Source organism: Chryseobacterium cucumeris, from assembly GCF_001593385.1.
GTDB classification, from domain to species: Bacteria; Bacteroidota; Bacteroidia; order Flavobacteriales; family Weeksellaceae; genus Chryseobacterium; species Chryseobacterium cucumeris.
This window is the reverse complement of record NZ_LUVZ01000001.1, coordinates 1,210,011-1,230,887: the sequence shown is the minus strand read 5'-3', so window position 1 is coordinate 1,230,887 and position 20,877 is coordinate 1,210,011. Positions and strand designations below refer to the sequence as shown.

Annotated in this window: 16 protein-coding genes and 1 pseudogene; 7 read left to right on the top strand and 10 right to left on the bottom strand. The window is 37.0% G+C overall.

The features are described 5' to 3' along the window. Window positions 1-58: 58 nt before the first annotated feature. Together A1704_RS05440 and A1704_RS05435 are read left to right on the top strand one after the other, a co-directional pair. The gene (locus tag A1704_RS05440; protein ID WP_065119518.1) at window positions 59-1,156 is read left to right on the top strand and encodes a prolyl-tRNA synthetase; all 1,098 of its coding nucleotides are present in this window, start codon (window positions 59-61) and stop codon (window positions 1,154-1,156) included. Between the two features lie 54 nt (window positions 1,157-1,210). Further along, a complete protein-coding gene (locus A1704_RS05435) occupies window positions 1,211-2,596 on the top strand; it encodes an OmpP1/FadL family transporter (RefSeq protein WP_238590577.1) in 1,386 nt (461 codons plus the stop codon). A gap of 101 nt (window positions 2,597-2,697) precedes the next feature. On the opposite strand, the gene A1704_RS05430 is transcribed toward A1704_RS05435, so the two are convergent. The 4 genes from A1704_RS05430 to A1704_RS05415 form a co-directional block, all read right to left on the bottom strand. Further along, complete coding sequence (locus A1704_RS05430; protein ID WP_062671190.1) at window positions 2,698-4,350, bottom strand: RagB/SusD family nutrient uptake outer membrane protein; 1,653 nt, start codon at window positions 4,348-4,350, stop codon at window positions 2,698-2,700. Between the two features lie 10 nt (window positions 4,351-4,360). Next, window positions 4,361-7,099 carry a SusC/RagA family TonB-linked outer membrane protein gene (locus A1704_RS05425; protein ID WP_062671188.1) on the bottom strand — a complete coding sequence of 913 codons (2,739 nt, stop codon included), beginning with the start codon at window positions 7,097-7,099 and terminating at the stop codon, window positions 4,361-4,363. Window positions 7,100-7,379: 280 nt separating this feature from the next. Beyond that, entirely contained in the window at window positions 7,380-8,108 is a 729-nt protein-coding gene (locus tag A1704_RS05420; RefSeq protein WP_062671185.1) for a ZIP family metal transporter, read from the bottom strand. Next, complete coding sequence (locus A1704_RS05415; RefSeq protein WP_062671183.1) at window positions 8,108-8,833, bottom strand: class I SAM-dependent DNA methyltransferase; 726 nt, start codon at window positions 8,831-8,833, stop codon at window positions 8,108-8,110. The genes A1704_RS05420 and A1704_RS05415 overlap by 1 nt, the downstream gene beginning before the upstream one ends. A gap of 137 nt (window positions 8,834-8,970) precedes the next feature. Here A1704_RS05415 and A1704_RS05410 point away from each other — a divergent pair, with 137 nt between their 5' ends. The 3 genes and pseudogenes from A1704_RS05410 to A1704_RS24875 all read left to right on the top strand — a co-directional run. Continuing rightward, window positions 8,971-10,137 carry a THUMP domain-containing class I SAM-dependent RNA methyltransferase gene (locus A1704_RS05410; RefSeq protein WP_062671180.1) on the top strand — a complete coding sequence of 389 codons (1,167 nt, stop codon included), beginning with the start codon at window positions 8,971-8,973 and terminating at the stop codon, window positions 10,135-10,137. A 19-nt stretch (window positions 10,138-10,156) separates the two neighbouring features. After that, window positions 10,157-10,579, top strand: a complete 423-nt coding sequence (locus A1704_RS05405; protein ID WP_062671177.1) for a hypothetical protein — start codon at window positions 10,157-10,159, stop codon at window positions 10,577-10,579. A gap of 56 nt (window positions 10,580-10,635) precedes the next feature. Further along, window positions 10,636-10,776: pseudogene (locus A1704_RS24875) on the top strand (class I SAM-dependent RNA methyltransferase); the annotation flags it as partial. A gap of 256 nt (window positions 10,777-11,032) precedes the next feature. Here the strand turns inward: A1704_RS24875 and A1704_RS05400 are convergent. Continuing rightward, window positions 11,033-11,839 (bottom strand): helix-turn-helix domain-containing protein, encoded by an 807-nt coding sequence (locus tag A1704_RS05400; protein WP_062671175.1) that lies wholly within the window; start codon window positions 11,837-11,839, stop codon window positions 11,033-11,035. A 39-nt stretch (window positions 11,840-11,878) separates the two neighbouring features. Continuing rightward, on the bottom strand, window positions 11,879-12,892 hold the full coding sequence (locus A1704_RS05395) for an SDR family NAD(P)-dependent oxidoreductase (RefSeq protein ID WP_062671173.1): 1,014 nt from the start codon (window positions 12,890-12,892) through the stop codon (window positions 11,879-11,881). A 208-nt stretch (window positions 12,893-13,100) separates the two neighbouring features. Here A1704_RS05395 and A1704_RS05390 point away from each other — a divergent pair, with 208 nt between their 5' ends. Continuing rightward, window positions 13,101-14,105 carry a glycosyltransferase gene (locus A1704_RS05390; protein ID WP_062671171.1) on the top strand — a complete coding sequence of 335 codons (1,005 nt, stop codon included), beginning with the start codon at window positions 13,101-13,103 and terminating at the stop codon, window positions 14,103-14,105. A 195-nt stretch (window positions 14,106-14,300) separates the two neighbouring features. Here A1704_RS05390 and A1704_RS05385 read toward each other — a convergent pair whose 3' ends face one another. Then, the gene (locus A1704_RS05385; RefSeq protein WP_062671169.1) at window positions 14,301-15,530 is read right to left on the bottom strand and encodes an aminotransferase class I/II-fold pyridoxal phosphate-dependent enzyme; all 1,230 of its coding nucleotides are present in this window, start codon (window positions 15,528-15,530) and stop codon (window positions 14,301-14,303) included. A gap of 157 nt (window positions 15,531-15,687) precedes the next feature. Here A1704_RS05385 and A1704_RS05380 point away from each other — a divergent pair, with 157 nt between their 5' ends. Next, window positions 15,688-16,146, top strand: a complete 459-nt coding sequence (locus tag A1704_RS05380) for an Lrp/AsnC family transcriptional regulator (protein WP_034695278.1) — start codon at window positions 15,688-15,690, stop codon at window positions 16,144-16,146. A 17-nt stretch (window positions 16,147-16,163) separates the two neighbouring features. Here A1704_RS05380 and A1704_RS05375 read toward each other — a convergent pair whose 3' ends face one another. From A1704_RS05375 to A1704_RS05365, 3 genes are all read right to left on the bottom strand, one after another. Continuing rightward, entirely contained in the window at window positions 16,164-17,249 is a 1,086-nt protein-coding gene (locus A1704_RS05375; protein WP_062671167.1) for a serine hydrolase domain-containing protein, read from the bottom strand. 200 nt (window positions 17,250-17,449) lie between these two features. Then, complete coding sequence (locus A1704_RS05370) at window positions 17,450-18,481, bottom strand: bestrophin family protein (protein ID WP_062671165.1); 1,032 nt, start codon at window positions 18,479-18,481, stop codon at window positions 17,450-17,452. Between the two features lie 207 nt (window positions 18,482-18,688). Then, window positions 18,689-20,761, bottom strand: a complete 2,073-nt coding sequence (locus tag A1704_RS05365) for an alpha-ketoacid dehydrogenase subunit alpha/beta (RefSeq protein WP_062671163.1) — start codon at window positions 20,759-20,761, stop codon at window positions 18,689-18,691. Window positions 20,762-20,877 lie beyond the last annotated feature (116 nt).

The following is a 20,877-nucleotide window of genomic DNA, read 5'->3' as shown; positions in this document are numbered from 1 at the left end:
TGGTACATTTTTGGTACAGATTGCAAATATAATTTAAATTAAAAATTTTTACGTTATCATGAAAAGAAATATACATAAAAATTTGCTTGGTCTGCTAAGATCCAAAGGGATATTGGCTATATCGGGCGGATTATTACTTGTGTCTTGTGGTGCTCAGATGGGAGGGTATAGCGAGACAGACGGGGTGTATTACGACCCCAATAAGGATACGCTACCTGAAGGAGTTATCATCAATGATAGCGGAAACAGAGTAGGAGAATACTATGATTACTATCAGGATTCCAATGTAATTCAAAATGCACAGACGAATTCCAGAGAGCAACAAAACAGATATAATGACTGGAGTGGTACCAACACCAATTGGAATTCCAACGCTACAGACTCGGATTGGGGACTTTATGCAGGTTCTCAGACCAACTATTATGACAACTCATGGGGATGGGGATCTCCTTGGGGATGGTATGGTGGTTACAGCCCGTATTGGGGTTGGGGTATGAACCGTGGCTGGGGCTGGGGTGCTAGTATGTCCTGGGGTTGGGGCGGATCATTCGGCTGGGGCTGGGGAGGCTCTTACGGATGGGGAAGTCCATACTGGGGATACGGATATGGCGGATATTATGATCCATTCTGGGGCGGATACTACGGAAATCCTTACTGGGGTTACGGAGGTGGTTACTGGGGTGGTGGCTACTACAACAGACCTGTTTACAGAAGAAGCGGTATCAGTGGAGGTGGATTCCAGAATACAGGGGTAGCCAACGCAGTTTACAGAACGAATACAAATAATTCAGGTTTCAGAAACACTAATAATAATGGTGGTTTCAGAGATACCAACTCAAACGGAGGCTTCAGAAACAGTAATGGCGGTTTCAGAGATGGCAATTCCGGAGGTTTTAGAAACGGTAATTCCGGAGGTTTCAGAAATACACAGTCTAATGGTGGATTCCGTAACTCTGCGCCGCAAACAAGACCTAATTACAATTATCAGCAACCACAACCAAGATATAACAATAATAACGGAGGCTTCAGATCTAATGATTCAGGAGGTTTCAGATCGAGTGGTGGCTTCAACTCCGGAGGAGGAGGCTTTAGAGGCGGTTCTTCAGGAGGTGGCGGAATGAGATCCGGCGGCGGAGGCAGAGGTGGCTTCAGATAATTTTTCAAATTAATAAACTATTAAAAAATAATGTTAAAAAAATCTTTAGTATTAATGAGTATTTCTGCTGCATTTTATGCACAGGCTCAGGATGTTTCTGTCATAAGAAATACGGTAGAGGTTTATTCAAGTACTCCTATGGTGGGATCAGCTAAGTTTAATGCGATGGCTGGAGCTAATGGTGCGCTAGGTGGTGATGCAAACTCTTTGCTTACGAACCCGGCAGGTTTAGGAGTAGCTATTTCAGGCGAGGTTTCAGGAACTTTATCTATTTTAGGAAATAAAAACAAAAGTACTTTAGGAGGATCTACAATAGATTATAGCAAAACCAGAGGAGACCTTGGGAATGCAGGAGGTGTAATTGCTTTTCCTTTGATGACAGAAACCGGATGGAAGTTTATCAACATTGGTATTAATTTTTCTAATCAGACTTTGGACAATGTAATCCAGTCACCAGGAAATAATAAGATCGTTTATGCTTTTGATAAGGATGATATTACCAAGGATGCTGCATTAGCGGGGCATATGTATGAAAGATACGGTAACTTGTCAAAGATGAGTTTTGGAGTTGGTGCCAACTATAATCATAATTTATATTTAGGAGCAGGTTTCAACTTTTTCAATGCTTCATTGGATCAGTATGATACTTTGTTGTACCGAAACATTGCCAATGGTTCTACAGAAGCATTCAGTAAGCAGGATACTCCGTACTCAGAAAGATCTTCAGGTTTTTCTGCTTCATTAGGGGTGATTGGAAAGTTGAGTCCTAACTTCAGAGTCGGAGCCTCTCTTGAAACTCCTACATTCTGGACAATAGACAGAAATTATTATTTCTATAATGATCCTGTTTATGGAGACGATATTGGAGCTGAAAACAGAAAGTTCACTTCACCTCTTAAAGCAACGGTGAGTGCTGCGTTTGTAGCAAGTAAAAACTTCTCATTGAACGTAGACTATACCCTTGGACTTACAAAGCCTGACTATAAAGTATACGGAGGTGCAGAAAGAGAATTAAATGATTTCTTCAAAGAAAACTACAAGAATCTTTCAGAAGTAAGAGTGGGAGCTGAGTACAGAGTACAGCAGTTCAGATTGAGAGGAGGTTACGCCTACCAGTCAACTCCTTTTGATGCCCTTACGATCAGCAGATTTAATGATGCAGGTACTGTAGGAGATCAATCGTACAGCAATATGATGCTAAGTGACAGAAATACCCTTTCTTTTGGTATCGGGTATGATTTCAAATCATTCTATGTAGATGCGTCTTATCAGAATATCTCATCTAAGTATACTAATCCTTTTATGAGAGGATATATGGATGGTAATTCTGATTCATCTTATTATTCTGCTAAAAATATCTTCGCAAGTGAAGCATATGCGGCAAGTGAGGTGAAAAACAACAGAAATAATTTCTTCCTTACGGTTGGATGGAAATTCTAAGTTAAGATATCAAAATATATAAAGAGAGGCTGCCCATATTTAGGACAGCCTCTTTTTTGTTGATTTGAAATTTTTGAATGCTGTTGATTTCCGTATTATTCTTAATCCGGATTCTGCACCAGATTTGGCTGGATCTGGATCTGCTGCTCGGGAATATATTCTACCACTCTGTTATGGGTATAAGGTACTGTATAAAAAGCATTATTTCCACTTAAATGAGTTCCGGGATATTGTCTGTCGAGATCCAGTTTGTTTCTGAAGACATCGTATCTTCTATGTCCTTCAAAAGCCATTTCCAACCTTCTTTCCTGTAGAACAACGTCCAGAATAGTCTGCCCTGCAGGGACTGAATTATATACAGGTATTCCTGCTCTTGTTCTGATAATGTTTATGTCTGCGAGTGCTGAAGCAGTATTTCCTTTTTTCGCATAGGCTTCGGCTCTGTTCATGTATATTTCTGCCAGTCTTATAACAACAGGAGACCACAGTTGCGGAACTCCCTCCTGTAAGGAACATTTTAAAACATAAAATTTTGGATATCCGTTTCTTTTATCCATATCATTATCTAAGTAAATATAAGTTTTTCCACCGTTTGCGTTAACAAAATAATAGTTTGTTTTATTGGGTGCTGCCTCAGATTGTACCTGATAATTGATATTATTCATGGTGAAGTAAGTATTTCCATTCTGCTGGAAAGTCTTTTGAAATTGATAACTGTAGGTGGTGGCACCGGATGAGTTGGTTCCTTTTTGTACCCAATATGCAACCGGAACCGCCGGACTGCTGTATTTGGGAGAAATAAACTTCAGCCTTGCATCCTGAGGATTCTGATTGATCAGATCAAGATAAGAGGAAGAAGCATACATTTCACCCCAGCCCACATTCTGTATGGTAGCATACATTGAGCCTATAGTATACCAGCCATCACTATAGTCTCCATCTTTATTGTATTTAAATGCAAAAATAGTTTCGGTATTGGATTCAGGAGCTTTGGTAGCATAAGCAGGTAATTCTGCTTTAGACAGAAGGGTATACTTCCCGGAATTGATGACTTTATTTGCATATTCAATCGCTTTATCATTATTTTCCATGTATAAGTAGACTCTGGAAAGTAAAGCCTGTGCTGCTTCTTTGGATGCATATATATTGTTTTTGTCCAGGGTCATCAGTTTTTCTGCTTTCAGAAGGTCGTTTACCACTTGATTGTATATCTCTCCTACAGTGGCTCTGGCAGGTAAATCGTTGACATCGTCAGATAGTTTTAAGGGTACTCCGGGATTACCTGTCCCCTGATTATAGGGTCTTCCAAATACATTGACCATAGAAAAGTATACATAAGCTCTTAAAAAATAATTTTCGCCTATGAGCTGATCTGTTTCTGTGTCTTTTCCTTCCGTAACCTTTGATATCACTCTGTTACATCCGATAATAGCTTTGTATCCCGAGTTCCAGATCGTATTGGTGCGGGCATTGTTTTTAATGCTTTTATAATTATAATAATAAAAAAATGAATCGGTGGTAGTTCCGCTGATATCAATATTATCACCACCATATTCACTGATCCTGTATAGGTTGTTGTAAAAACCACCGCCATCCGCATCCCCTTTAAGCAATGCATAATTTCCCAGCGTTATGGTTTTGAGTCCGGTTGCATCTGCAAGGATAACATCAGACTCCTTTGAATCATACGGTGAACGGTCTATGTTACATGCCGTTAATGATACTATGAGAATGGGAATAAGTATTTTTTTCATAATTATTTTTTTAAAAAGAAAAGTTTAAGCCTAAGGAAAATCTTCTCGGAATAGGGTAGATAGCTCCTGCATTGCCAGAATAGACGCTTTGATTATCTGCATTACCAACTTCAGGATCCACTCCGGAGAATTTGGTGATGGTAAATAAATTTTCACCCATAATATAAATATTCGCTGATTTTATTTTCATCTTTTCTGTTAGAGATGCAGGCAAATTATATCCTATTCTCAAGGATCTTAACTTGACAAAGCTGGCATCCTCAAGATACCGTGATGAAGGCTTATTTGTTAATGAATTATTGTTGTATACAGCAGCCGGATGGGTTGCGATATCTCCCGGCTTTTCCCATCTTGTCCATCCATCTTTTAAAACCATCTGGTTGTAATACGGATAGGCACCGTCTGAATCAAATAATTCTCTGTACGAGTTATATACTTGCCCACCCTGAGAGAAATAAAGATTTGCGGCAAGATAGAAATTTTTGATGTTCAGATTAGTACTTACAGAGCCGTAATAATCTGGTGTGGCAGCTCCTACCACTTGTACGGTAGCCAGGTTGTATTTTGAGGTCGCACTTCTGCTTCCATCCGGATTAATGATCTCCCATTGTGCTTCACCATTTTCCGGATTTACACCCAGCCACTTTCTCATATAGAAAGAGTTAACGTCATATCCTTGTATAGCTACGTGATAATTGTCCAAGACCTGTGTGCCGTTATTACGGGTTGAAAGGACATTGTTTTTATAGGTGCTGATATTGAACCCCAGATCCCAGTTGATATCTTCTGAGCGGATAATGGAATAATTTACATTGAACTCCCAGCCTTTGTTTCTGACGTCACCGATATTCACGTACTGTCTGTCAACTCCAGTCAATGATGGCAGAGGGACAAGCATCAGCAGGTTTTTTGTTTTATTATTAAAATAATCAATATTTAAAGTAAGTCTGTTATTAAATGCCTTGATATCGATACCAATATTATTCTGATAGATTGATTCCCAGGTTAACGCAGGGTTTCCGAGCTGATACCATGTTGCTCCTATTTGTCCATCATATTTTTCTGTAAGTCTATATAGGTCTTGCCATCCGTAATCCGGACTGGGTGTATTTCCCACAAGTCCTCTGCTTGCCCGTAATTTCCATTCGTTAACAGGTTTTATTTTGAAGAAATTTTCTTTATGGATATTCCATCCCACACTATACGCATAAAATAAGCCGTTTCTGTTGTTGGCACCGAATGCAGAAGATGATTCGCTTCTTAAAGACCCTTGGATAAAATATTTTTTATCATATACATATTCTGTGTTAAACAGGAATGCATTATAAGCGCGGTCAAACTTTCTTCCTGTTGGCTTTTGTCCTGTAGAAGCACCGGTATTAAAAATATCTGTACCGGGTACTACGCCATAAACACCAGCTCTTGATGACTTATAGAATCTGTCGGTATATTCATATGCAGCTAATGCGTTGATGTTATGATTTCCAAAATCTTTGTCAAATCTCAGCATCTGGTTGAAAAATTTGCTGATGTCTTTTTGATAGTTTTCTGTTAATTCCCCTTTATTACTTGTTCCACTGATCGATCTGGGATCGGTATAGTACATATCATCATAGTTTTTGTAGGTAACATTGTTAGTGGTAATGAATTTAAGATAATCAGTAAATCTGACTTCAGCATCCAGATTTCCTATGAGATCCAGCTGATTACTTTTACCATAGTTCCATTGAAGGTCATAAAGGTAACTGCTTTTATCCCTTCCGTACCAATCTGCGTAATCCTCATCCACCCTGATCAGATTTCCATTGGCATCTCTGGGATTGTCCCATGGCATATTAAGGTACATCTGATAAAGGGAAGCCTGAGTATCTTTTCCCGTGGTGTATGATAAACTGACTTTCGGTTTCAATATCAACCAAGGCTTTATAGTCTGTTCATGATTGATTCTGAATGATATCCTGTTGTATTCATCTCCTTTTATTGTTCCGGTTTCATTATAATAATTTCCTGAAATATAGGTTTTGGAATGGTCTGAGCCACCCCTGAAATCAATAGTGTAATTTTGTACAACTCCTGTTTGTGTACCGCCTTTCAGCCAGTTGTAGCCATCGTTTCTAAGGGTTTTAGGGATTTCAGGTGCTCCTTTTAATGAGGTGAAATAATCATACAACTGCGTTCCGTTCATAAGCTTGAAGCGCCCGTTGTTAAACACATTAAAAGAATTATTAAGAGATGCCCTTAATATTCCTTTCCCTGAATTTCCTGATTTGGTAAACACCTGTACAATACCATTGGCAGCTCGGGAACCATACAAGGCTGTAGAAGCAGCATCTTTCAGGATGTTGATGCTTTCTATCTGATTGGGATCCAGATTGGGAGCATAGGGCATTACTACGCCATCCACCACCCAAAGGGCAGAACTGGGACCATTGATAGTAGAAGTACCCCTGATTTTTACAGTGGCTACAGAACCTGCAGAACCTCCACCGGGTAAGATTTGAACTCCGGCGGCTTTTCCCTGCAGAAGACCGGATACGCTTGGGGTATTGGAATCCTGAAGTTTTTTGTCAGAAATAACAGAAACGGCAGCTGTAAGGCTGGATCTTTTCTGTGCCTTGTAGCCGATAATTACAATGTCATCAATTTTTTTTTCTTCTAAAGTATCTGTTTTCTTTGTGGTCTGGGCTGCTATAAAACCTGTCATTAAAAAAAAACAGACTGATGTCGTTAATTTCTTTTGTTTTTTCATACAATTTTTAGATGATGGTAATGTCGCTAATGTACAAAAAACAATGTATAGGTGTTATGTTTATGTTAAAAAATGTTAAACATTGTGTTTTATTTTGTTTTAAAGTGTAAATATTTAATTTTTATTTATTCTTTCGTGTAAAATATTTTTAAAAAAACAAATTTTAACTGATGAGTCTAAAGAGGAATGAGTATAGATTAAGGATAATGATCATGAAAAACGTGGATCATTACTAGAAATATAATAAAAAAAGCTCTGGATTTCAGAGCTTTTTTTATATTTAATGAGAATGAGCAGTGGGATGTTGATGGAAAACATGCATCATCAATGCAAGTGAAACTCCTAAAACAACCAGCCCGATTTTTACCCAATCAATATTGTGATTTTTATTACTTTCAAAAATAATTACGGATGAAATATGGAGGAAAATTCCGCCTACGATCGCCAGAAAATAAGGCTGAAGATTTGGATTGAAATAATTACCCAATAACATTCCCATTGGAGAAGCCAATGCAAATAAGGCTACAATGAGAATAGAAGGATAAGATGAAGAACTTTTAGATTCTCCCTTTCTGTTAAATAAAAATGCTCCCAGAATAAATGAAATAGGGAGATTATGAAATACAATTCCCCAAAGATAAGGCGACATTTCGTGTTGCTCGTTAGCCAAAGGAATCCCCTCAATAAAAGCATGGATAAATAATCCTACCATTAAAGCAACAGGAAGAATATTGTGTTCGCTATGATGATGGAAGTGCCCGTGTTCAAAACCTTTGGTAAGAGCTTCCAGGATCATCTGCAGCAGAACTCCCGCGATTACAAATATCCCAAGACTACTGCTTCCGGAAGAGGTATAAACCTGCGGAAACACTTCATTAAGACAGATTGTAATCAAAAAACCGGCACTTAATATCAGTAGATTTTTAGCCAGTTTCTCTTTTTTACCAAAGTGTTTTCCCAGAAATACTCCTGTTACGACACTTAAAATCAGTAAAAGTACTGTTGTCATTATTTTTTCTTAAATAAATTGATGCATCGCGGGGAATTTTCTTTCTTAAATTCATTCAGCTGATAATCTCCCCAGATTTTTATTCTTTCAAACCCACATTCAGAAGCATAGGCATGAATGGCTTCCAGAGTATGAAGTTTTACTTTCTCAAAGAAATGAAACGGTTTACCATCGGCTTCAAAACGGATGTCTTTGATGACGTGTCTGCCTTCGATTTTCTTTAGGATTCTGAACTCAATATTCCCTCTCGTGATCGTTGTTTCAGGAACCAAGGTATTTCTTACAAATTCCTCATTCAGATAGTCCAGAACAAAATATCCTCCTGGTTTTAAAGCATTGTAAACTGATTGGAATACTTTTTTATCATCGCTCTCATTGTCAAAATACCCAAAACTTGTAAATAAATTGAATACAGCATCCATTGGATCTGCATCAATAGGATTTCTCATATCATGAACTTCAAAAAGTAAAGTTTGATTTTCGTACTGTTTGTCAGATTCAATACTTTGTCTTGAAAGATCAAGTCCCAAAACATCATACCCTAATTTATTAAGGAAAACAGAGTGTCTTCCCTTTCCACAGGCAAGATCTATGATTTTCGACTGAGGCGGCAACTGAAGGTCCGCTGTGAGCTTTGTAATGAAGTTTTCTGCTTCAGTATAGTCTCTGTTGCTATAAAGCAAATGATAATAAGGGGTATCAAACCAAGATTCAAACCATTCCATAATGCAAAAATAACTAAATTTGTGCGGTTAAAAGCAAAGTATTTTACAACATTAAGAGATTGAAAAATTCAATTGGACAAGAAGTTGAATAGTTAATCTTTTAATTTTTAAAGCTTTAAATCTTTTAATTCAAACTTATGGATACAGAAAATATTAAAATACAGATAAAAACATTCTTCGGATTGGAGCAGATTCTGGCAGAAGAAATCAAAAAATTGGGTGGAAGAAATGTTGAAATTAAAAACAGAGCGGTAAACTGTGAAGGAGATCTTGGTTTTCTTTATAAAATCAATTACTCTGCGAGAACAGCATTGAAAATTCTGGTGCCGATTCATGAATTCAAAGCTTTTAATCAGCATCAGTTTTATGATAGATTGTTTAAATTTGAATGGGAGAATTTTATGGATGTTGACCAGTCTTTCTCTATTGATGCCACTGTAAACTCTGAAACCTTCAAGCATTCTCAGTTTGTGACTTTGAAAATGAAGGATGCTATTGTGGATTATTTCCAGGAAAAATTTAAAAGACGTCCTAATGTAGAAACGAGAAATCCGGATATCAAATTCCATCTTCACATAGACAGAGAATTGGTAATGATTTCAATGGATTCTTCAGGAGATCCTTTGTTTAAAAGAGGATACAGAAGAGAACAGGGAGAGGCTCCTATCAACGAAGTCTTGGCAAGCGGAATGCTTCAGCTGGCAGGCTGGGATGGAAAAGGAAATTTCCTTGATCCTATGTGTGGTTCCGGAACATTATTAATTGAAGCAGCAATGATTGCGATGGACCTTCCGGCTCAGATTTTCAGAAAGAGATTCGGATTCCAGAACTGGAATAACTATGATGCAGACTTATTTGCAAAAATTAAAGAATTCAGAATTAACAGAGTAAGGCAATTTGATGGAAAAATTGTTGGATATGACATTGATGCAAGAATGCTGAATGCTGCAAGAATGAATGTAGAGGCTGCAGAAATGGATGATGTTATTGAGATTAAAAAACAGAACTTCTTTGATTCTAAAAAAGAACTTTTTCCATTATTAATGGTATTCAATCCTCCATACGATGAGAGAATTTCTATTAATGATGATGATTTTTACAAGAAAATCGGAGATACTTTTAAAACGCATTACCCGAATACACTAGCCTGGTTAATCTCTTCCGATCTTGAAGCGGTGAAGAAAATCGGTTTACGTCCTTCAAGAAAGATCAAACTTTTCAACGGAAAACTGGAAACGAGATTTTTACAATATGAAATGTATGAAGGAACGAAGAAAGTACATAAACTGGAGGAGAATAAGTAGGATTTAAAATAATAAACTGATGTTATTAGATCTATTGGGAATAATTGTAGACGCGTTGGGATTGTTTAGCTCGGGCTCAGGCTCGTTAAGTTCAACCTCTGACAGAAAGAGTCTTAATTATGATGAAAAACCTAGAAAAAAGGAATCAAAAAGATCTAAATATTTTACTGAGAAAGTAAGTGCTGTAGCTTTGGTATTAGCGGCATTTGGTTTTTTTATGGTTTTTAAAGATCCTTTACCGGTACAAAATTATACACAAACCTTAATAGTAGCTTCTTTAATAGGAATCGGTATTTCGCTGTTAGTGTTTTTTGTGCTCTATATTTTGGAACTTTATTACTTTAAAACCCCGTTCAAATTGCTTCTTTTCAGTTGTTCAGTGATTACTTTTTTTATTTCTGCAGTATTGTGTGCTTACTTTAAGTCAGGATGGTTTATATAACAGAACGAATCAGGTTTAGTAAAATATATAGACCATATAGCCGGCTGATGTTCCAAGACTTTGAAACAGTGAAGAAAATCGATTGACGTCCTTCAAGAAAGATCAGACTTTTCAACGGAAAGGTGGAAACGAGATTTTTACAATATGAAATGTATGATGGAACGAAGAAAGTATATAAGTTGGAGGAGAATAAGTAGGATTTAAAATAATAAACTAATGTCCTGGAATTTTTTTGACATATTTGATGTAGTTTTTGATTTATTCGGTCTGTTGGGTTCTGGATCAAAATCGTCACGTTCAAAATCATCTTCAAAACCTGAAAGAAAAGCTTTAAATCATAATGTAATATCTCAAAAGAAGGATTCAAAAGATCCGGATAGCTTACCAAAATAATAATTCCAGTGGTAATTAAAATAAAAAACAGGTTGTACGAATGTGTACAACCTGTTTTGTTTATCGAGCCAGTGAAGGCGCAAAGCCATACTGTTTTTTAAAGGCATGTGAAAAATGGGAAAGGTCTTCAAAACCTACTTCCAGAAAAACATCGGAAGGTTTTTTATTCTTTTCTGATAAATGATAATAGGCAAGTTCAAGACGTTTTTGAGTAAGCCATCGCTGCGGAGTTGTTTGAAAAATCTTTCTGAAATCACGGTTAAAAGTTGATAAACTCCTTCCTGTCAGATATCCGAATCGTTCCAATGGCATATTGAACATATAATTCTTCTCCATAAAGTTAATCAGATCTACTTTTCCCGGTTCCTCAAAATCTGCAAGTAAAGTATCGATATCCGGATCAATTTCCCTTAAAATACTGATGGCTTCAGTGATTTTTAGATGAGCGATATTTTCAGGAAGTGAGCCTTCAATCTCAAAGTAAGGAATCAGGGAAGCAAGACAGCTGTTCAGAAGCGGATGGCTGCTGAAACTGTGAATGCTGGATTCCCGATGTCCGTTTTTCCTTTCATAATCAACAGAGCTATAAAAATTCTTCAGCCGTTCTGTGGTAAGATGCATTACTACAGCTTTATGTGGAAGCCCATCCTTGGGATAATTGATAATCGTGGCAAGATGATTTCTAGGAATCAGAAAAATATCTCCTGCTTTGAACAGATAGGTTTTGTCTGCCTGAATAATTTTCGTTTCTCCTGATATGAACCATACCAGCATATGATATTCAAAAACCGTTTCCGTTTTGAACAGCTTGTCGTCATAACTGGAAATTTTGATATCCGGAGTGAGGTATTGTATCTGGAAATCCATTGTCAAAAGTTTTTCATTACAAATGTATTTAAAAAACAGTTATTTGGTATCAAATTTAAACCCCAGCATTTCTTCGCTTAATTTCCATAAACGCTCAGCATTGTTTTTATCAACAGAGTAGGGCTGTACTCCTCGAATGGTTGCCGGTTCATCAAATCTATGTTCAATTTGTCCTTCGTCTATTTCAGCAATATCACAGTTTTCGCAATAAACTCCACCTATTTCATTAAGTTGAGGGCTTACAGCACACCAGACTGTTGTTGCAGCACCTTGTGGGATAGTTTTTAATCGTGCTTCCACCTCGGGTTTGATATTTCCATTTTCATCATGCGTTCCAAGCTGTTTAAAAAGTTCAACAGGTTGTTCTCTGCCCAGATCAGTTCCATATACAGAACCAGGATGAAGTGAATACGCTCTGATATTGAATTCTTTTCCTCTTTCATCGAGTTCTACAGCAAACAGATTGCAAGCTGTTTTAGATTGCCCATATCCGGAAAGGGTATCGTAATCTCTTTTTTCAAAATTAGGATCTTCAAAATTAAAAGGAGCCATCTGGTGCCCATAAGAAGAAACGCTGATAACCCTTGCACCATTTGCTTTTTTCAGAGCGGGCCATAATTTTGAGGTAAGATGAAACTGTCCAAAATAGTTGGTTGCCAGTTGGGATTCAAAACCTCTGCTGTCTCTTCGGAGTGGTACCCACATGATTCCTGCATTATTAATGAGAAGATCCAGACTTCTGTCTGACGCTATAAATCTTTCTGCAAAGGCATCAATAGAGGCAGGATCCATTAAATCCATTTTTTCAAGTTCAAAATTTTCTAGTCCTGTAAGGTTTTTTCCTGCTTTTTCGATATCTCTTGCGGGAATAATAACATGCGCTCCGGCTGAAGTAAGAACTTTGGTAGTTTCAAGTCCAATTCCTGCGTAACCACCGGTAATGATGACTGTTTTTCCTGTAAGATCTATTCCTTTGATAACTTCCTGAGCTGTAGAAGATGCATCAAAACCTGATTGAATAGGTTGTTGTAATGTGCTGATCATTGTTTCCATTTTTTATTGGTTTAAATTTCTATAGCAAAATTAGGAGGGATTTTTCGTGTTTATTTTGTTTAAAATGTCAAATGACTTGGCTTAGAATTTCATTTGTAATCTCCATGTAGTAAGGCAGATAAAATTCTCTATCGTTAATTTATCTGAATAAGCTGTTAAACTGTTTGTAGGTTGTTCTGCGAATAAGTAATTTTGAAAAATTTTCAATTTGAAGCCTACTATTTCTATTGTCGTTGCCATTTACAACCGAAAAGATGAACTTTTCGAGTTGCTGACCTCTCTTACTCAGCAGACAGATAAGGAGTTTGAGATCATTATTGTGGATGATGGTTCTTTAATCGATCTGAAACCTACCATTGAAAATTTTGATGGAATCCTGGATATTAAATATTTCAGAAAAGATAACTCAGGACCGGGACTGACAAGAAATTATGGGGCAGCAAGAGCCGCTAATGAATGGCTGGTATTTGTAGACAGTGATGTCATCGTTGAAAAAGATTATATCGAACATATTAAAAAGGATATTCAGACTATTCCTTGTGATGCGTTTGGAGGAGCTGACAAAGCGCATAAAGGATTTAATCTGATGCAGAAGGCTATTTCGTATTCTATGACTTCTGTTTTTACAACCGGAGGAATCAGAGGAAGTAAGAAAGCTGTTTCAAAATTTCAACCAAGGAGTTTTAATATGGGCGTGAAAAAGGCTGTTTTTGAAAAAGTAGGCGGATTTTCAGAAATGAGGATAGGTGAGGATCCGGATCTTTCCATGACTCTTTGGGAAAATGGCTTTACCACTGCTTTTTTTGATGATATCGCAGTATATCATAAACGTAGGGTTGATTTTGGAAAATTCTCCAAGCAGGTTTACCAATTTGGCTGTGCAAGGCCGATTCTTAATCAGAGGCATCCGAACTATGTAAAGATTTCCTTTGCATTTCCTACCTTATTTATGCTGGGATATATAATGGGCTTTCTGGAGTATTTTGTGATGGGCAGAGGAATTATCCTTGCTTTCTACGGATTGTATACCTTTTTGGTGCTGTTTCATGCCTTATTGTTGACTAAAAATATCAGCATTGCCGGAATGGCAGTTATTTCTACCTATATTCAGATGTTTTCTTACGGGTATGGTTTCCTGAAATCATGGATTTTATTGAATGTTTTCCGAATGAAGCCTGAGGAGGCTTTTCCGCATCACTATTATAAGAAATAGCAGGGATAATTATTATAAACGAATTTTAATAGGAATGGGCTTTAGCCCATTCATCAAATAAATAAAATCTTTCAATGGCTTTAGCCTAAACCTATAAAAGATTACAAACAACATTTGTTAATCAATATCAAAACAGGTAAGTAGATAAATAAAAAAGGCTGTTTCTCGCAAATGAAACAGCCTTTTACAATAAATTTAGGAAATGGAAATGTTTTCATGGTGGTTAAGAACTCCTACTTTCAACATACATTCCTTCATTTTTTGGTAAGTTCTTTTGATATCGTGGTCAAGACCGATGGAGAATCTGATCAGTCCGTCTGAAATCCCTATGGAAGCTCTTTCTTCTTCAGGGATTTCAGATGAGGTAGATTTTCCTGAGCAAGAGAATAGGGTTTTATAGAATCCTAAACTCACGGCAAGATACCCCAGATTTTCTGTCTGCATCAGTTCCATCAGTTCGTTTGCTTTTTCTGTTGTTCCGGCGTCCAGAGTCAGTAATCCTCCGTATCCGTATTCTTCATGAATCATACTTTTCATTAATTCATGGTTTTTGTGGGATGGTAAGCCCGGATAAGATACTTTTAAGCCATCTTTTTCAAACCTCTCAGCCAGATACATGGCATTGTGGCTGTGCTGTTTGATTCTGATGTGTAATGTTCTCAGGTTTTTTAATATGCTTGAAGATCTTAAACTGTCCATCGTTGGACCAAGAAGCATACACGCACCGGAATTTACATTTTTGGTGTCATCAATAAATGACTGAGTTGCACAATATACTCCTCCTACCGTATCACTGCTTCCGTTGATGAACTTTGTCAAACTGTGAATTACTACATCAGCCCCGAATAATGTCGGAGAGATAGAAAGAGGAGAGAAGGTATTATCTACAATCAGCTTCAGATTGTGTTTTTTACAGATTTCGGAAAGTTTTCTAAGGTCTGCTACTTCAAGCAGCGGATTGCTTACACTTTCGCAATAAATGACTTTAGTATCTGGAGTGATAGCTTTTTCTATAGATTCAAAATTATTGATATCTACAAAAGTGGTCGCTACATTGAATTGAGGGAAGAAATTTTTAAGAAAAGCATAAGTTCCTCCGTAGATCGTTCGGCTTGAAATAATATGATCTCCACTTTTGCACACCTGCATCAAAACAGAAGTAATCGCTCCCATTCCGGATGCTGTAACGTTGGCGGATTCTGTGTTTTCCATCTTGGCAAGAGCCTGCGCCAGATAAAGATTCATTGGCGATGAATGTCTGGAATACAGATAGCATCCTTCCGCATTTCCTTCGAAAGTATCAAACATTGTCTTTGCAGAAAGGAAGGTATAGGTAGAGCTGTCAGAGATAGAAGGATTCACTCCCCCGAATTCACCAAAATACTGAAGATCCTGGATCTCATTGGCTGCGTTAAAGTTTTCCATAAATATTGTTTTTATTTTATCGTTCCAATTTGCATTAATTTCCTAATAATTACAATATAAAATTGAATTTGTAGAATATAAAACTGTAAAATATTATTTATTTAGAAAAAATATTTAGTATCTTCGATATTATTAAATTTTTACCAAAAAAATATCTATGGAACTTGACGAAACAGATAAGAAACTGTTACTTTTTTTACAGGAAGATTGTAAGCAAACCACCAAAGAGCTGTCCGGTAAGCTTGGATTGTCTGTAACAGCAATTTATGAGCGTGTAAAAAAGCTTGAAAATGCAGGTGTTATTTCAAAATATGTAGCCTTGCTGGACAAGAGTAAAGTTAAGAAAAATTTTATCGTGTTGTGTCATGTAAAACTAAGTCAGCACAAAAAAGAATTTGTACTGCAGTTTGAAAAGGAAGTGATGGATCTCCAGGAAGTAACAGAATGCTTTCATGTAAGCGGAGATTATGACTATATTCTTAAAATAGGAGTGAAAGATATTGAAGATTACCGCAGTTTTATGTTAACGAAACTTACAACGCTCCAACACATTGCAAGTACGCACAGTTCTTTTATGATTTCCGAAGTGAAAAATACGACGGCAATCATATTATAGATAAATTTCCCACTCAGTTATTGGTCTGCTTTGGTTATTTTATCAATGAAATAATGGAGTCTTTTAATCTCTGTTCTGCCTTTATTTTTATCATTCAGAAAGCAAGTGGTTACAATGACCATTTTTAAATCAGGAATGACACAGATAAGCTGTCCGCCATATCCGGTTGCAACGAAAGCCTGGTGCCCATTGGTTTTTCTTCGCCACCAGTAATAGCCGTAACCGTTGGCATTCGGCATGACATCCCAGGTATCGAGTTGTACCTGTTCAGAAGTAGATTCCTGAATCCATTTTGAAGAGACGATTTGTTTGCCGCTAAATTTTCCGTTGTTCAGGATCATTGTACCAAACCTCAGCATGTCTTCAGGTTTCATAAACATTTCCGAACCTGCAATATTCCTGTTCATGGAGTCTGTATCCCATCGTGGAGTATTCATTTTTAACGGCCTGAAAAGATTTTCTGTAGCGAACTGTTTCAGATTAGTCTTTACGATTTTAGCTAATGCCGCACCAAAAAGATGGGTTTCACCACTATTATAATTGAAGACTGTCCCAGGATATTCTTCAAAAGGAAGATCCAGTACAAACTTTACAGGATCACCGGAAAATGACATAGCTGTTGAAATTTTTGAATTTTCAACCCAGTCAAAACCACCCTGCATGGTCAATAGATTTTTTAACGTTAATGTATTTCTGATGGAATCATGAGCTACTTTTCCTTCAATATTGGAAATATTTTTGAAGCTGCTTCTCGATATATTGTATTCCGGAAGAATTTTTAAAACCGGAGTATTTAGGTTGGGAAGTATGTTTTTATCCTGTGCGATACCTGCCAGCACAGAAACGATACTTTTGGTAACAGATTTTATACTGAAAATAGTCTCTTTATTGGCACCATGGAAATACTGCTCATAAATTACCTTATTATTTTGTGAAACAATGAAAGATCCCAAAGAAGAAATGCTGTCATTAATTACTTTGGTAAATCCGTCCGTAAACTCTTTGGGTAACTCTTTGTTGAAAGCTGCCTGTGATTTCACTTTAGGAGAGAATAAGGCAAGACATAACATTGCGATAGCCTGCAGGAGTTGATTGGATTTCATTGTTTACAAAAGGAAGGATAAAATTATTAGTTGATGGAAAAAGTAAAAGCTAAATCAATTCGGATGAATCAATATAGCTTATGCTTTCAATGCTTCTAAATTATGAAAAACAATGAACTTTTTGAATACTTTTTAGAGAATATTTTAAAGTTTTACAATGATTTTGATATAAAGTTTAGGTTTTCAAGATAACTAAGAAATTATACCAACACTCCATTTTTAGAAGAAATAGGATCCGGAAGGTCTGTTTCTCCGCTCATCTGAAGAAGGTCTATTTCAATCGTTCTGCAGATTGAAAGCATCGGAACATCAAACATTAATCCTGCAAAAGGATTTTCAGAATAATCTCCTACCAGTTCCATAATGATATAAATCCATCCGATAATGATACAGAAAGGAATAGAAGTCCAGATTCCCCAATCACCAAGCTTTGCAAACTCATTCACTAATCCTAGTGGAAGAAGCATTATAAAGAGAATATTGAAAACAAAGGCTGTGCTGGCAAACTGTCTTGGAGAAGGAAATTTCTTGATTCTTTCTGCCTGTCCCTGAAAATTGTAGAATTCATTCAGTGCGTTCTGAAGCTGAGTCTGATTGAAATCTGTGATAGCATTCATGTTTTTCAGCTCATTGATATCTTTTGCCTGTTGGGCAACCAGATAGGTGGCGAAGTTTTTATAATCGTTTTTGAGTTCGTATTCTTCTTCCGAAAGATATTTGTGCAGGAAAATAGGAGCTCTTCCGTAGTCAGGAAAACCGGCTTTTATTAACCTGTTTCTTCTCAGGTTGATATTCCCGAATTTATTATTTTCTGTGCTGATATGCTCCCATTCTGTAGGAATCAAAAGCTGTTCCCGGAAAGTATATAACCATGCTATGTGACGGTAGACGATTCTTTTTTTACGGTCTTCAAGATCAAAAACTCCAATTTCTTCATTTTTAGTATCGAAGGCATATACCATAGAGGCAAATGAACGGCTGGAATTCACAATTCCACCCCAGATTTTTCTGGCTTCCCAAAGTCTGTCATACGCCTGATTGTTTTTAAAACCTACAAGGAATGCTTCTGCCGTACCAATTAAAGCTACAGGAACCCATGGAATCGTCATCCACTGCCAGTTGAAAAAATAGAACAGGACAGCGATCAGAGTACACCAGATTGAAATCAGTATAAGATGAAAACCCGATAAATTGAGAACCTGTTTATAATTGACGTATTTTGTAGTGATCATAAAAATGGATGTGTTTTGCGTGTATAGACAAAATAAATACCAAACTGGGATTAATTGTATTTTGTAGTAACTCTCAGATAATGGATAATTGTGTTTTCTTGGTTGATAATAGATTAGAATTGAGATTGATAATCTTAAATAAAAGTAGTGAAAAAAATGCATAAAAAAACCTCTAAATATTTTTAGAGGTTTTAAGTTTATATAAAATTAATATTTCAGCATTTCTTCGATCTTACTGCTGAGCTTTTCAGCATTTGGGAGCATCTCTTTTTCCAGCACAAGATTGATCGGAACAGCAGGTACATCCAGTGATCCCATCGTCTCTACCGGAGCATCAAGATACTTGAAGCAGTTTTTAGAAATACGGTGCGCAAAAGCTTCTGCAAAAGAGTTGTTGAGTTGCTCTTCTGTAAGAACGATACATTTTCCGTGCGCTTTTACTCTTTCAAAAACAAGTTCTTCATCCAGAGGAATTAATGTTCTTAAATCAATTACTTCAACTCTTCCATTGAAGTTTTTGGCTGCTTCTTTAGCCCAGTAAACTCCCATACCGTAAGTAACCACTAATAAAGTTCTGCCTTTTTCAGTTTCATCTTTATCAGCTTCAATGATCACTTTACCTTTTCCGAATGGAAGAACATAATCTTCAGCAGGTTCTATCGTTTTAGCATCTTCAGTTCCCGGAACTTTACTCCAGTATAATCCTTTATGTTCCAGCATTACTACAGGGTTCGGATCATAATATGCTGCTTTTAATAATCCTTTAAAATCGGCAGCGTTACTTGGGTATGCTATTTTGATTCCTTTGATATTGGCTAAGATACTTTCAACACTTCCACTGTGGTAAGGACCACCACCTCCATAAGCTCCGATAGGAACACGGATGATGTTGCTTACAGGGAATTTTCCACCACTTAAATAATTTGATTTTGAAATTTCCGTAATCAACTGGTTGATTCCCGGATAAATATAATCTGCAAACTGGACCTCAACAATTGGCTTAAGCCCAACAGCACTCATTCCTGCTGTAGATCCAATGATATAAGCTTCCTGGATGGCTGTATTGAATACTCTCTTGCTACCGAATTTTTTTCCTAAAGTAACTGTTTCACGAAAAACTCCACCAATTCTTTCCCCTACATCCTGTCCGTAAAGAAGTGCTTCCGGATGTTTCCACATCAATTCCTGTATTGCGTGGATGGCAGCATCTACCATTACAATCTTTTCTCCATTGGCAGGTTCACGAGTTCCTGTTTCCTCTGTAATTGGAGTAGGAGCGAAAACGTGCTGCATTACGCTTTCAGGCTTTGGATCCTCTGCATTTTTAGCTTTTTCAAAAGCTTCTTCTGCTTCAAGACGCGCCTTTTTAGTGATTTGCTTTAAAAGATCTTCATCAACACCTGTTTCCAGTAAATGTTTTCTAAGGATCTCTCCCGGATCTTTGGCCCTGTGTTTTGTTAAATCTTCTTCGTCTCTATAGAATTCTCTTCTTACTCCTGAAGTGTGATGGCCGATCAATACCGTTTTGGCACAGACAACAAGAGGCTTTCTTTCTGTTCTAACAAAATCTACGGCTTTTTTCATAGCTTCGAAACTTTCCACAAAATCAGTTCCATCTACTCTCATTCTGCTTAATCCGGTAAATCCAGCTACGAAATCATAAGCGTCACAGGTTCTTGCCTCGTCTTTTGTTACGGAAATTCCCCATTCGTTATCCTGAACCAGGAAGATGATAGGAAGCTGGTGTAAAGCTGCAAATTGTAAAGCTTCACTTACTTCACCTTCTGTAACGGAATTGTCTCCAAGGCTGCAAACCACAACAGGATTATTTTCAAATTGCTGAAGGTTGAAATCCTGAATGTATTTGATACCCTGTGCTACTCCTGTCGTAGGAATGGTCTGCATTCCTGTAGCAGAACTCTGATGAACAATTTTTGGTTTGTTTTCATCCCTACTTGAAGGGTGTGAGTAATATGATCTTCCTCCCGAAAAAGGATCATCAGCTTTGGCTAGTAATTGAAGCATTAATTGATAAGGTTCAAAACCAATTCCTAAAAGAATACTTTCGTCTCTGTAATAAGGAGAAACCCAGTCTTCTTTCTTTAGTTGATAAGCTGTTGCAAGCTGAATAGCTTCGTGACCTCTGGAAGTACTGTGAACGTATTTACATACATTTCTGTTTTCTTCGTAGATGTCTGCCATGGCTTTTGCCAGCATCATATGATTATACGCTTTGAGTAATATATCCTGAGAAACTTTTTCGTGAAGTGCATTTTCCATAGGAAGCAAATATACATAAAAAAACAAAATACTAACAACTGTTAGTATTTTGTAATAAATTCATTGATATACTGATAATTCTATAATTATTTTTTTTGGAATATGTCTTTTTTAGG

Coding starts and splice junctions, on each gene's coding strand:
- A1704_RS05440 (WP_065119518.1), top strand. CDS start 59: ATGAAAAGAAATATACATAAAAATTTGCTTGGTCTGCTAAGATCCAAA.
- A1704_RS05435 (WP_238590577.1), top strand. CDS start 1,211: ATGAGTATTTCTGCTGCATTTTATGCACAGGCTCAGGATGTTTCTGTC.
- A1704_RS05430 (WP_062671190.1), bottom strand. CDS start 4,350: ATGAAAAAAATACTTATTCCCATTCTCATAGTATCATTAACGGCATGT.
- A1704_RS05425 (WP_062671188.1), bottom strand. CDS start 7,099: ATGAAAAAACAAAAGAAATTAACGACATCAGTCTGTTTTTTTTTAATG.
- A1704_RS05420 (WP_062671185.1), bottom strand. CDS start 8,108: ATGACAACAGTACTTTTACTGATTTTAAGTGTCGTAACAGGAGTATTT.
- A1704_RS05415 (WP_062671183.1), bottom strand. CDS start 8,833: ATGGAATGGTTTGAATCTTGGTTTGATACCCCTTATTATCATTTGCTT.
- A1704_RS05410 (WP_062671180.1), top strand. CDS start 8,971: ATGGATACAGAAAATATTAAAATACAGATAAAAACATTCTTCGGATTG.
- A1704_RS05405 (WP_062671177.1), top strand. CDS start 10,157: ATGTTATTAGATCTATTGGGAATAATTGTAGACGCGTTGGGATTGTTT.
- A1704_RS05400 (WP_062671175.1), bottom strand. CDS start 11,839: ATGGATTTCCAGATACAATACCTCACTCCGGATATCAAAATTTCCAGT.
- A1704_RS05395 (WP_062671173.1), bottom strand. CDS start 12,892: ATGGAAACAATGATCAGCACATTACAACAACCTATTCAATCAGGTTTT.
- A1704_RS05385 (WP_062671169.1), bottom strand. CDS start 15,530: ATGGAAAACTTTAACGCAGCCAATGAGATCCAGGATCTTCAGTATTTT.
- A1704_RS05380 (WP_034695278.1), top strand. CDS start 15,688: ATGGAACTTGACGAAACAGATAAGAAACTGTTACTTTTTTTACAGGAA.
- A1704_RS05375 (WP_062671167.1), bottom strand. CDS start 17,249: ATGAAATCCAATCAACTCCTGCAGGCTATCGCAATGTTATGTCTTGCC.
- A1704_RS05370 (WP_062671165.1), bottom strand. CDS start 18,481: ATGATCACTACAAAATACGTCAATTATAAACAGGTTCTCAATTTATCG.
- A1704_RS05365 (WP_062671163.1), bottom strand. CDS start 20,761: ATGGAAAATGCACTTCACGAAAAAGTTTCTCAGGATATATTACTCAAA.